This is a genomic window from Streptomyces sp. F001, assembly GCF_004187715.1.
GTDB lineage: Bacteria > Actinomycetota > Actinomycetes > Streptomycetales > Streptomycetaceae > Streptomyces > Streptomyces flavusporus.
Window position 1 is genome coordinate 139,371 of the sequence record NZ_QZWF01000015.1, and the last position, 12,062, is coordinate 151,432.

Below are 12,062 nucleotides of genomic sequence, written 5' to 3' on the forward strand. Positions count from 1 at the left end.
CCTATTCGTCGCGCTGTGGGTTGTAGCCGCCGAGGCTGCCGGCCGGGTCGTCGATACGGCTGAGCAGGCGCCGCATGGAGCCCTCGGCGGGCGGCAGGTCCAGGGCCGGCCAGAGGTCCAACGGGACGCCGCTGAGATCGATCAGCTCCGACTCGACTCCGGACTTCTCCATGACGCCGTCCCCATGACAGTGGAAGTGAATGATGCGAACAATGCCCGATATATGCCGCTACCGTACGGTTTCGACACTTTCCAGGCTGCTGGATGACCCTAATGCATCCGCGGCGTCACACAGATCCAGGAATGCGGAATGCACCCGGATCGAGTGAAGGAAAGGCGGTCCGGGTAGGGACCGGACGTGATTGAACTCGCCGAGCTGATAGAGGAGTTGCGCCGCGAGCTGACCGCGGCACGTACCGCCGCACAGGGGGAGGACCTGTACTTCGAGGTGGGCCCGGTGGAGCTGGAGGCGGCCGTCGTCGTGGAGCGGTCCGCGACGGCGGGCGGGAAGATCCGCTTCTGGGTGGTGGAGACCGGCGCGGACGGCCGGATGGCGGACAGCGTCACCCACCGGGTGAAGCTGACGCTCGATCCGCGCACCCGCAGCGGCGGCGGACGTGCGCCGTGGGTGGGCGACGACCAGGCCGAGGGCGAGCGCTGAGCGGGGTGACTCGGGCGCGTCGCGGACTGGAGCCGGCCCGGGTGGCGGAGGTGTTGGTACGCCGGCCCGAGGGCCGCGGCGCCGGACGCCGGGGTTCCGGCTACCGCGTCGGCCCGTCGTACGTCCTCACCGCCGCGCATGTCGTCCGTACCGCCGAGGGGGAGCGGCCCCAGGTGCACGTACGTTTCGAAGCCGACCGCCCCGACGAGTGGACCGCACCCGCGCGCGTGGTGCTGGCCTCCGAGAAGGCCGACGTGGCGCTCCTGGAGCTCACCGGGCCCGTGCCGCCCGGTGTCCACGCGGCCGGGACCGAGCCGCCCGCGTACGGTGCCGTGCCCGACACGGACGAGCTGCTGCCGTGCAGCGCGCTGGGCTTCCCGCGGTTCAAGCTGCGCGAGGACCGGATGCGCCGGCTCGACGACGGCTCCCCTTCCCAGTACCGCGACTCCTGCCACGCCACCGGGATGATCTCGGTGCTGTCCAACCGCCGCGAAGGCACCCTCGAACTCGCGGTCACTCCACCGGAGTCGGACCCCGAACCCGACCGCTCCCCCTGGGCGGGCATGTCCGGTGCGGCGGTCTGGCACGACGGCACGCTGATCGGGCTGGTCAGCGCCCACCACCGCTCGGACGGTCTGGGCCGCCTTGCCGCCGTCCGCGTGGACCGCTGGTACGAGCTGCTGCCGAGAGCCGACCTCACCCTGCTGCACCGGCACGCCGGACTGCCCACGTCACCACCCGAGCCGGCCGCCCTCACACCCGGCACCGCGGGCCCCGGCAGCCTGGCGCACCTGCCGGACGACCTGCCGCTGCGGGAACTCGACGCACTGGTGAGCGCGTTGACCGCACTGCCCACGGTGAGCGACCGCACCACCCTGGCGCTGGTGCTGGGCAGCATCGATCCGGTGATCGCGGCCATGAGCCCCCGCTCACCGGCGCTGCGTCCGGACGTGTTCGGGATCCTGCGCACCTGCCTGCGCTATCGCGGCACCTTGGACCAACTCATCGAAGCGATACGGTTGATGGAGGGCGACTCCGCCGGAGTGGCCCGTATGAACACGGAGGCGGTGGAGCTGTCCCGGCGCCACCGCGGCGGTGATGACGACCGCTGACCTGATATCGCAGCACCGCGCGGATGTGGTGTTTCATCCAGGCCACGGCGGGCCATTATCAGGGGGATGTGAGCAGCCCGCATCCGCAATTGCAGCCGGGGGGAAGGGGTTTGGCCGTCATGGAGCCGTCTGTGGCCGCCGTCGAGTCCAGCCTTGTCGATCTCGCGGGGGTGTCTCTTGAAACACTGCGCTCCATTGACAGTCGATTTCTCGCCGCGTCCCTCGAGGAGCTGCAGCACGGGATCGACCACCCGCTGGCCAGTGTCAGCGACTTCGGAGACAAAGACGGCGTGGAGGCGTTCGACTGACGACGGGGCCGCCCATGCGTGCTGAGCCGTCCCTGCCGCATCATCGTGTCCCGCCCGGCAGCCTCGCCGAACTGACCCGCGGCGAGGGCGGACCGGCGACCGTGGACCTGCTGGCCGCGGCCGAACGCAGCCGTCGGCTGCTGCTCTTACGGATGCTCGACGACGCCACGGACCTGGGTCCGGCGTGGGATCTGCTCAGCACCGCCCAGCGCCGCGCCCCCGCCGTCGTCGACGAGCTGCTCATGTATCCGCAGACCGGGATGTGGCTGGCCACCGCACTGCGCCGGCTGCGCGCGAGCACCGCGGAGAAGGACGAGCCGCCGCTGCCGGTGGTACTCGGCCATGTCCGCGCACTGGCCGCCGCGGCTGCGCTACGCGCGGAGCTCGACTTCACCGTCGAGGTACCCGTCCGGCACGGCCGGGTACCCCTGCCCACCCTGGGCTGCGCGGAGCTGCCCTCGGCCGAGCCGTGGACGACGGCCACCGTGCGGGCCGAAGCCGGACGTGCCGTGGTCGAGACGCCGGGGCACAGGGTCGCCGTACCGCTGCCGCCGGGCTCGGCGGGGCCGGGGTGGCATCCGGTGCGCCGGCTCGCGGTCGGCCCGCCCGAACGCCGGCTGGAAGTCGCCCTGGACGACCTGGACCCGTACCGGACGTATCCGCAGCCGACCGAGCCGCGGCCGCTGTCCGAGGAGGCCGCGGCGCAGTGGCGGCAGATGCTGGAGCGGGCCTGGGGGGTGCTGCTGCGGGACCAGCCCGAGACGGCCGCCGCGATGCGGCGGGGCGTGTTCTCCCTGAGTCCCACCCCGGCAAGGGAAAGGTTTCGGCCGCGCAGTGTGTCGTCAGGTGACGCGTTCGGCGGCATCGAGGCCTCGGAGCCGGACGACGCCGTCCAGCTGGCCGTCACGCTCGTGCACGAGTTCCAGCACACCAAGCTGGGCGGGCTGCTGCATCTGACCCCGCTCGTGACCCGGGGCGCCGACACCGGTACGGAGCTGTGGTACGCGCCCTGGCGGGACGACCCCCGCCCACTCGAAGGGCTCCTTCAGGGCATCTACGCCTTCGTGGGCATCACCCGTTTCTGGCGTGCCCACCGCCGGGCCGCCGGTGCGCGGACCGCGACGGCGCACTTCGAGTTCGCGCTGTGGCGAGCCCATGTGACCACGGCGATGGAACAGGTCCACCGTCATCCACGCCTCACCCCGCTCGGCATCACCCTGCTGGACACGCTGCGTGACCACTGCGCCAAGTGGCTGGCCGAGCCCGTACCGGAGGACCAGCTGGCGGCGGCCCGGCTCTGCGTCGCCGACCATGTGGCGCGCTGGCGGGCCCACCATCTGCGGCCCGCCCCGGCAGCCGTGGACGAGGCGGTACGGGCCTGGCTGGCCGGCGAGAACGGACCGCCCGGCGCCCTGGCGGCCGAGCCCGAGGTGGTGCCCGATCCCTCCGCACGGTGGCTGGACTGTCTGGCGATGCTCGTCCGCCACCGCCTCACCGGCGCGGACGGCGACCGCCACTCCGAGGAGGCCGAGAAGGCCGCCGCACGGGTCACCGGAGCACTGGCCGGCGACGCCCTGCTGGCCGCCGGCGACGCCGTCGCGGCCCGTCAGGCATACATGGCCCACCTGGCCGTGGAACCCGGACGGGCCGGCACCTGGGCGGGCCTCGGCCGGGCGCTCGCCGCGTCGGACACACACCCGATCGCGGCCCAACTGCTGAGCCACCACCCCGAACGGGCCCGCGCGGTGCACGAGGCCCTGCTCCGCGTCACCGGCACCCCACCGGACCCCGTCCACCTGGCCACGTGGCTCGGCTCACCCCCGTCCGAAGCGCACTGACCGGACACGGCGGTGCCGCCCTTCCCCCGGGAAGAGCGGCACCTCGGACCGTACGCCCGTCACCTCACAGCGGCATCGGGTCGATGTCGCAGTTGGCCCGCTCCCGGGCCCGTGCCTGGAGCGTCGCCGGGTGAGGACCGGAGTCGGCGGAGCGCAGCCGGGGTTCGTCCAGGACGCGCTCCAGGCGGGCCAGGACATCCGCGTGCAGCGCCTCACCCTCCGTCTCCCGGCCGACGGCGATGAGGTCCAGGGCGAGGTTGGCGCCGCCCACCAGCGTGGTGGGGTGGTCCTCGCCCAGGCGCGCCAGGCACAACGCCCTTGCCTTCTCACCGAGTTCGCGGGCCTCGTCCGCCCGCCCCAGCGCGCTCAGATCGCTCGCCAGGTTGATGGCACAGGCCAGCGCGATCGGATGGCTCTCGCCCAGGCGTTCGGTCAGCGACCGGAGCGCCTCCTCGTCGCGCTGCCTGGCCTCCTCGACCCGGCCCAGCAGACGGTAGGTCACCGCCAGGTCGATGTCGGCCGCCAGGACGTGCGGATGGTCGCTGCTGAACAGCCGGCGGAACCGCTCGCACGCCCGCTCGCCGCGGTCGCGGGCCGCCTCCAGCTCGCCGTTGTGCCGCAACGCCACCGCCAGGGCGAGCGCGGCCGTCAGGGACTCCGGGTGGGTGTCGCCGTAGCGGCGGGTGAACTGGTTGAACGCGTCGCGCGCCAGTTCCAGCGCGGTGGCGTGGTCGCCCTCCTTCCGGCAGGACTCGCTCAGTTGCCGGAGAGTCTGGAGGGTCGTGGGGTTGCCCGGCCCGAAGATGCTCCGATAGCCGTCGACGACCGCCTGCTGCAGGGACCGTGCGCCGATGTAGTCACCGGTCTCCCGGACGTCGATGGCAATGCTCGCCTCGGTCATCAGCGACTGCCGGTGTTCACGGCCGTACAGCCGTGTCTTCATCGCGTGCGTGTGCCGGTCCAGTTCCAGCGCGCGCTGGAACTCGCCGACGAGCCGGAGGCTCACCCCGAGGTTGTGGGCGGTGGCCAGGGTGGCGGGATCGTCCTCGCCGAAGGCGCGGCGGGCCCGGTCGTAGGCCGTTTCGTCCAGTTCGGCGCCGGCGGCGAAGTCTCCCTCGACACGGCGTACCGCCGCCTCCAGGTTCATCGTCTCCAGCGCGTCCTCCCGGGTGTCCTCGCGGTCCGGGGGCGCCGTGCGGTCGTAGACGTCCTTGAGCTGGGCGGCGATCCGGGCCGCGTCGTCGTGCCGGCCCACCTTCAGGTAGAGGAAGCCGAGCCACCACCCCATCAGGAGGGTCTGCTGGTCCTCCTCGCCGAACAGTCGCTGCCAGGTCTCCCAGGCCTGCTCGGTGAACTCGCGGGCGACCTTGTGGTCCCCCCAGTACCAGAGGTACCGGGCGATGTTCCGCACGAGCTGGCGGACCCACGGCTGGTCGGACTCGACCGCGCCGGAGGCGATGACATGGCCGTAGAGCTCGGCGTAGCGCGGCCAGTTGGCGGCCTGGTTGGGCGCCTTCGGGTCGGCGGCGGCCAGGAGTGTGTGAGCGCCGTTTCGCATGCGTTTCTGTTCCTCGGCGGTCATCCGGTTGATGAGCACTGCCTGCACCAGGCGGTGCATCTCGATCGAGTTGGTCCGATGGTCTATGCGGGCGAGGGAGTACCGGTTGATCTCCCTTATGGCCCGCGCGAGGCGCATCGGATCGTTCAGCGCTCGGTCGAGTTCCGGGTCGATGGTGCTGCCGCCGAGGCCGGAGAAGATGGAGCGTGAGATGGGGTCCGGCGCGAAGTAGGAGCAGAGCTGGAGCAGGCGCAGGGCGGTGAGGCTGCGGGTCTCGAGGTGGTCGAGGGAGACGTTCCACGCGGCGGCGACCGGGAGCTGGTAGTCCGGCGGCGGGGACACCTCGAGGAGCTCGCTGCGCTTGTGCTCGAACAGCCGCAGGTACTCCGACACCGGCATCCCGGTCTCCGCCCGCCAGGCCGCGGCCTGTTCCAGGGCGAGCGGGAGGTCACCCAGGGCGTCGGCGAGGCGGTCCGCCTCGGCGTCGTCGAGGTCGTCGGGGCCGGAGCGGCGCAGCAGCTCCTTGCTCTCCTCGCGGGTGAACACGTCGACCTCCAGCGAGGGGCCCACCACGCTCCAGCGGCGGTTGCGGGAGGTGACGAGGATGGTGCCGCTGCCCCCGGTGGGGAAGTAGTCGCGGACCCGCTCGGGACTGTCGGCGTTGTCGAAGATCAGCAGCCAGCGGGAGTACGGCCGCCCCTCGCGCAGCGCCTCGCGCACCGCGGGTCCCGCGATGTTGGCCTCTGACGTGGTGACGAGGCCGAGCCGCTGGGCGAGTTCCACCAGGGACTGGCCGATCTGGCCGGGGCGCTCTGCGGGGATCCACCAGACGATGTCGTACTCGGACTGGTGCCGGTAGGCGTACTCGATGGCCAGCTGGGTCTTGCCGACACCGCCCATGCCGTGGATGGCCTCCGGCAGCACGGTCGTCGTCGTGCCCTCCCGCAGACGCTCGCTCAGCAGTTCGAGCAGATCCACGCGACCGGTGAAGTTCGGGTTGCGTGGGGGGATGTTGCCCCAGATGCGCGGCTGCGTCGAACGCCCGCTCTCCACCGCGGGCTCCTGCTGCGTGGTGGACATGGCCGTGGCTCCTTCTGCAGTTGTCTCGTGCGCGCGAGGGTCTGAGTGCCCGGGGCGTGGGCCCGCGCCTTTGCGCAGGCTAACGGTGTTCTTGCGGTCGTAATCGCGCAGTGCGCGGGCGAGTCGCTCGGCTTGTGGCAGGAAGCGTCCGGACAGAGCACGCAGCGCGGCCAGTTCGACCCTCAGGAACGCCACGTTGTGCCGGGTCACCGGCGGGACACGGGCCGCCTCGAGCGGATCGCCGGCCGGCTCGGTGCCCTGTGGGGCGAGCAGCGCCCGTACGTCGTGCAGCACCCGGACGGTGTCACGGCGGCGGGACAGCGCCAATAACTCCTGGCGGTTGTCGGCACCGAAGGTGAAGGCCACGCCGGCGGCGCGCTCGGCATCGCCGCTCGCCGGCCGCACCAGTCCGCTCATCAGCAGCTCGGTGAGGTGGGCGGGCCCGGCGCCCGGCACCGACGCCGTGAGCGCCGTCATCACCGGCAGCGTCAGCGGGGCCGCCGCCAGCCGGGTGGCGAGCGCGAAGGCGGTGGGCGAGGCGGCGGCGCGGAACTCCGAGACGCGCTCCCGGGCGGGGACGGCGCTGTCGGGGTCGGGGACGTCGTGGACCCAGGGCACCGCCCGCGCGGCGTCCGCCCGCCGCTTCCAGTCACGGGCCCGGACTCCGGACATCTCCGTCCACCCGGACGCACGCCCGGCCACCAGGCCGACCCAGCAGGACAGGGAGCGTTCGGTCGGTTCCAGGACGGGGACCGGCACCACACCGGCCCGGGCGGCCGCGTCGTCGACGGGTTCCAGGGGGGAGGTGCGCAGCTCCCACCGCAGGGAGTCGTTCGGCGCCCAGGGGTGTGCGGCGCTCAGGCGCATACGGTGCACGTCCAGGCCGGTGCGGAACCACAGCCGCTGCGGCAGCAGATGCAGCACGGCGAGCGGCTCGGACCGGCCGAGTTCCCGCAGCAACGGCAGCACCGCGCCCGCCCGCCAGCCCGCGGCGAGGCCATCGGTCAGTACCAGCACCACCCGGTACCGGGTGGTGCTGGGGGGCAGATGATCCAGCCGGATCCGGGTCGGCTCGGTGTCGTCCGAACTCAGCAGCCGCACGGTGCTGATCGGGCCGAGCCGCTCCTGACGGGCCAGCCCGTCGGCCAGCCGGGCGATCGTCGCCGCCCAGACGCTCATGCTCACGTGGTCATCGACGACGAGCAGGACGGCCGGGCGGTCGGCCGGGTCCGACGGCTCCAGTCCGCTCAGGGCATGCAGCACGCCCTCGAATGACGTGTCGTCAGAAGCCGGTACGGATAGGGGTCGTGGGCCGTCGTCACGCTGCATAAGCGCCCTCGGAGAGTCCAGTGCTGCCCGGGCACGAGGGGAGGGCGGAGGAGGAGTCCCGCAGTCCGCGGGCATGCGTGACATCCACGTTGCCAAGCCTGGCAGTGGTCTGCTTGCGGTGCAAGACGGGAGTCCACCGGGGGGATGACGGGAGGGATCACAAGTCGACTGTCGGGAACGCGCCCCCGGTGGTGTGGAGTACGCAGGACGTCCGCTGGGGCCGTCTCGACCACCAGCGTGACACCCCGTCAACCCCCCGCGCAAGACCGTCGCAATCCGTTCCCCCGTAGGTAATCGCCGCACGATGGGCCCGGCCTGTTCCTCGGTCCGCAGACTCATGGCCCGTACCCCGGCCCGGGCGGCCCCGGCTTGCGGTCGGGATCGTCGAGCAGAATGGCCAGGTGGCGGCCCACGTGCTGGTCCCAGCCGTCGGGTCCGAGCGCCAGGGCCTCTTTGCGCCACTTTCCGATGCGTTCCGCGAGACTTCCGAGCCCTCGGTCCTGCAGTATTTCGCCGATGGCGTCCTGGAACGACGGATCCGAGCAGTCGCTGCGATGCCAGACCATCGCGGGTACGCCGGCCCGCAACCCGGCCAGGACCTCCCGCCGGCCGGTGCCCGAGTCGTCGCCGGGCGGCTCGCTGAGCACCAGACAGACCGCGTACCGGTCCTCCTTCAGCTCACGCTCCAGATGGAAGAAGTACGTCTCGTCCTGCTCCGGACGGCTCCAGTGCGGATGACTGTCCGCCGGGCGCTCCCGAAGCTGGCGCCACTTGTTGTGCCAGGGCCGGTGCCACGCGGCCCGCTGCAAGCGCTCGAGGCTGCGCACCACCACCGGGTAGTCCAGCGCCAGCGGGGTGGGCGAGTCGGACTCGGACTCCTTCGGCCACCACTCGACAGGCTCGTTCAGCAGCTCCCACGGCAGGATGAACTCCAGGAGGACGGGCTGCCGCAGGTCGGCCCACCTCTCCTCGACCTCCTCTATCAGCCTCTCCACCGCGCCGGGCAGCTCCTCCCGGCGCAGATGGACGGTCTCACCGCGCACGGGGTGCCAGCCCTCCGGGTCGGACTGGCGCCAGTGCGACAGATAGAAGCGGTCCGCCTCGACCCGGTCCGGCTCGAACTGGATCATCAGATACGCGGGGACGAGCGAGGGCGCGGCCTGCGGGAACTCCGAGTGCTGCCAGTCCGCCAGTGCACCGTCCAACCGCAGGGCATGGGCCTGGCTGCGGGTGAAACGGCGCAGCACCTCGGCGGCGTCGGCCCGGCTCTCCGCCACCAGCCGGTCGGCACACAGCGCGAGGAAGGCCACGCTGGGCGGGAGTTCACCGTTCGGGGAGTTCTCCCCCGCCAGCCGCAGGAAGACCTGCCATCCGGTCCGGCACCAGGGGGGCAGTTCCTGCACCCGGGAGCGGCTCGCGCGGCGCGCCATGGTCGCCAGGTCCGGGGAGTTCATCGACAGCAGAACGGGCCGTAACGAACGCAGATCGGCGTTGTTGAAGAAGTCGACGGCCTCCCACTCGTCCACCAGCGGCCACAGAGTGGCGACCGTCGCCGACTGCTGCTCCACGTACTCCAGTGACCGCACCAGACAGGCCAGCCCGTCACCGACCTCGGTGCATGCCTTGACGATCTGCAGCAGCCAGGGCCGCAGCCGGTCCCCGCCGAACGGCTCCACGGACGAGGCCAGCTCGGCCGCGAGCATCTCCCGCCAGATCTCACGGCTGCTCGCCTGGTTCACCGTGGCCGAGCCCTGCAGCGCATCCACGATGGAGACGACCAGCTCGTTGCGGACCCGTTCCGGACTGCGCCCGTTCACCCCGTTACCTCCAGACAGCCGGCGCGGTTCCCTGATGGTGCCGACCAGAGTACGGCCGTGGAGCGGGGCAGTGCAGGGGAAAGCGCGGGTCACCGGCACGGTCGGCCCGGGACCCGCACTGTTCGGAGCCCCCTGTCGGATTCGAACCGACGACCTTCGCTTTACAAGAGCGGCGCTCTGACCAGCTGAGCTAAGGAGGCCTGCACGCGCGCGTGACGTGCGTGCCTGTGCAGTGTACCCAGGTCCCGGCCGAGCCCTGTCGAAAATTTCCGCGAAGTTCACAGCCCTCGGACTACTGACAGAACAGGTGAACGGCAGGTACCGTCCTGACCCAGTTCACTCTCGTGGACTACACCACCACCTTCCTACAACGGATCGTCCGGCACGTTCCTGCCGGTAGAAGGGGGCCCATTCACCATGGCCACTGTCTCGTTCGACAAGGCGACCCGGATCTACCCGGGTTCCACCAAGCCCGCCGTCGACGCACTCGACATCGAGATCGAGGACGGGGAGTTCCTCGTCCTGGTCGGTCCGTCCGGTTGCGGCAAGTCCACCTCCCTGCGGATGCTCGCGGGCCTGGAGGACGTCAACTCCGGCGTCATCCGCATCGGTGAGCGCGACGTCACGCACCTGCCGCCCAAGGACCGGGACATCGCCATGGTGTTCCAGAACTACGCCCTCTACCCGCACATGACGGTGGCCGACAACATGGGCTTCGCGCTCAAGATCGCCGGCGTCAACAAGACGGAGATCCGGCAGAAGGTCGAGGAGGCCGCGAAGATCCTCGACCTCACCGAGTACCTGGACCGCAAGCCGAAGGCGCTCTCCGGTGGTCAGCGCCAGCGTGTCGCCATGGGCCGCGCCATCGTGCGTGAGCCGCAGGTGTTCCTCATGGACGAGCCGCTGTCCAACCTGGACGCCAAGCTCCGCGTCTCCACCCGTACGCAGATCGCCTCGCTGCAGCGCCGCCTCGGCATCACCACCGTCTACGTCACCCACGACCAGGTCGAGGCCATGACGATGGGCGACCGGGTGGCCGTGCTGAAGGACGGTCTGCTCCAGCAGGTCGACTCGCCGCGCAACATGTACGACCGCCCGGCCAACCTCTTCGTGGCCGGCTTCATCGGCTCCCCGGCGATGAACCTCGTCGAGGTCCCGATCACCGACGGCGGCGTGAAGTTCGGCAACAGCGTGGTGCCGGTCAACCGCGAGGCGCTGAAGGCCGCCTCCGACAAGGGTGACCGCACCGTCACCGTCGGTGTCCGTCCCGAGCACTTCGACGTGGTCGAGCACAACGGCGCCGCTGCCTCCGCCCTGTCCAAGGACACCGAGGACGCCCCGGCCGGTCTCGCCGTCTCCGTGAACGTCGTCGAGGAGCTCGGCGCCGACGGCTACGTCTACGGCAGCGCCAAGGTCGGCGACGACCTCAAGGACCTGGTCGTCCGCGTCAGCGGCCGCGCGGTCCCGGAGAAGGGCGCCACGCTGCACGTCGTGCCGCGGCCGGGCGAGACCCACGTCTTCTCGACCTCGACGGGCGAGCGGCTCTCCGACTGACGCGCACCAAACACCCATCCCGGGTAATTCACCCAGGTTGACGAAAAGGGCCCCGCTGCCTGCGGCGGGGCCCTTTTTCTTGTCGATAAATACCCCGGCACACCGGCTCATTTCGAGCAGTGTGCGTCAACCCCGCACCAAAAAAAGACCCCACTTCTTCCCTCGAACCGGTGACCAAATGTCGCCAAATCATTACCGGGCGCTACCCTCACTCGCGTGAAGCACTCCACCACCCAACCCACGCGACGCGGCCAGGGCCCCGCCCGCCGGATCGGCCGCACCCTCGCCCTCGTTCTGCCCGTCGTCCTGGTGCTCTCCGGGACCCTCGCGGTCACGCGGGTCAACTGGTCGGGGAACCCCGAGAGCTCGGTGCTCACCGCCTCGGACGTCTCGGCCTCCGGCGCCACGTCGCGCACCGCCACCCGCGCCCCGCACGAGGTGCTGCGCGACCAGCTCCTGACCGAGCTGCAGGAGCAGAACCCCGGCGTCGCGCTCACCCACCTCCAGCAGGCCGTCGACGAGCGCCCCTCGCTCGCCGGGCACTGCGCGTCCATCGCCCGCGCCCTGGGCCGCGCCGCGGTCCGCATCTACGGCCCGACCCGAGCCCAGTCGTACGCCCGCCCCGTCTGCGACACCGCCTTCGCCTCAGGCGTCCTGTCCTCCCGCGCCTGAGCGCTCCGCTGGAAGTGCCGCGATGGTGCCGCCGATCGTCTGCGGCACCATCGCGGCTGGTCGCGCAGTTCCCCGCGCCCCTTCGGGGCGCTGCACAACCGCCCCGACCCCGACCCACCCACCGGCACAAGGC

General features: G+C 71.4%; 9 protein-coding genes and 1 tRNA gene. 6 read left to right on the forward strand and 4 right to left on the reverse strand.

Annotated features, from left to right (window positions below; translation table 11 throughout):
* Window position 1 precedes the first annotated feature (1 nt).
* Window positions 2-172, reverse strand: coding sequence for a hypothetical protein (locus tag StrepF001_RS45870; protein ID WP_165396445.1), 171 nt, complete (start codon window positions 170-172; stop codon window positions 2-4).
* A gap of 186 nt (window positions 173-358) precedes the next feature.
* Between StrepF001_RS45870 and StrepF001_RS34270 the strand changes: the two genes are divergently transcribed.
* From StrepF001_RS34270 to StrepF001_RS34280, 4 genes are all read left to right on the forward strand, one after another.
* Window positions 359-661, forward strand: coding sequence for a trypco2 family protein (locus tag StrepF001_RS34270; RefSeq protein WP_206307018.1), 303 nt, complete (start codon window positions 359-361; stop codon window positions 659-661).
* Between the two features lie 41 nt (window positions 662-702).
* On the forward strand, window positions 703-1,773 hold the full coding sequence (locus StrepF001_RS34275; RefSeq protein WP_165396446.1) for a trypsin-like peptidase domain-containing protein: 1,071 nt from the start codon (window positions 703-705) through the stop codon (window positions 1,771-1,773).
* Between the two features lie 131 nt (window positions 1,774-1,904).
* A complete protein-coding gene (locus StrepF001_RS45875) occupies window positions 1,905-2,081 on the forward strand; it encodes a hypothetical protein (protein ID WP_165396447.1) in 177 nt (58 codons plus the stop codon).
* 14 nt (window positions 2,082-2,095) lie between these two features.
* Window positions 2,096-3,919, forward strand: coding sequence for an HEXXH motif domain-containing protein (locus StrepF001_RS34280; protein ID WP_129802075.1), 1,824 nt, complete (start codon window positions 2,096-2,098; stop codon window positions 3,917-3,919).
* A gap of 64 nt (window positions 3,920-3,983) precedes the next feature.
* Here the strand turns inward: StrepF001_RS34280 and fxsT are convergent, their stop codons facing one another.
* The 3 genes from fxsT to StrepF001_RS34295 all read right to left on the reverse strand — a co-directional run bounded on the left by fxsT (window position 3,984) and on the right by StrepF001_RS34295 (window position 9,903).
* Window positions 3,984-7,820, reverse strand: coding sequence for an FxSxx-COOH system tetratricopeptide repeat protein (gene fxsT, locus StrepF001_RS34285; protein WP_165396448.1), 3,837 nt, complete (start codon window positions 7,818-7,820; stop codon window positions 3,984-3,986).
* Between the two features lie 401 nt (window positions 7,821-8,221).
* Window positions 8,222-9,703, reverse strand: a complete 1,482-nt coding sequence (locus tag StrepF001_RS34290; RefSeq protein ID WP_129802077.1) for a hypothetical protein — start codon at window positions 9,701-9,703, stop codon at window positions 8,222-8,224.
* 126 nt (window positions 9,704-9,829) lie between these two features.
* A tRNA-Thr gene (locus tag StrepF001_RS34295) sits at window positions 9,830-9,903 on the reverse strand.
* A gap of 217 nt (window positions 9,904-10,120) precedes the next feature.
* On the opposite strand from StrepF001_RS34295, the gene ugpC reads away from it, so the two are divergent.
* A complete protein-coding gene (gene ugpC, locus StrepF001_RS34300; RefSeq protein ID WP_129802078.1) occupies window positions 10,121-11,257 on the forward strand; it encodes a sn-glycerol-3-phosphate ABC transporter ATP-binding protein UgpC in 1,137 nt (378 codons plus the stop codon).
* Between the two features lie 216 nt (window positions 11,258-11,473).
* Window positions 11,474-11,929 (forward strand): hypothetical protein, encoded by a 456-nt coding sequence (locus tag StrepF001_RS34305; protein ID WP_129802079.1) that lies wholly within the window; start codon window positions 11,474-11,476, stop codon window positions 11,927-11,929.
* The last annotated feature ends 133 nt before the right edge of the window (window positions 11,930-12,062 follow it).

What these genes read in the sequence shown, in the direction of transcription:
- ugpC (WP_129802078.1), top strand. Translation starts at nt 10,121, where the DNA reads ATGGCCACTGTCTCGTTCGACAAGGCGACCCGGATCTACCCGGGTTCC.
- StrepF001_RS45870 (WP_165396445.1), bottom strand. Translation starts at nt 172, where the DNA reads ATGGAGAAGTCCGGAGTCGAGTCGGAGCTGATCGATCTCAGCGGCGTC.
- StrepF001_RS34280 (WP_129802075.1), top strand. Translation starts at nt 2,096, where the DNA reads ATGCGTGCTGAGCCGTCCCTGCCGCATCATCGTGTCCCGCCCGGCAGC.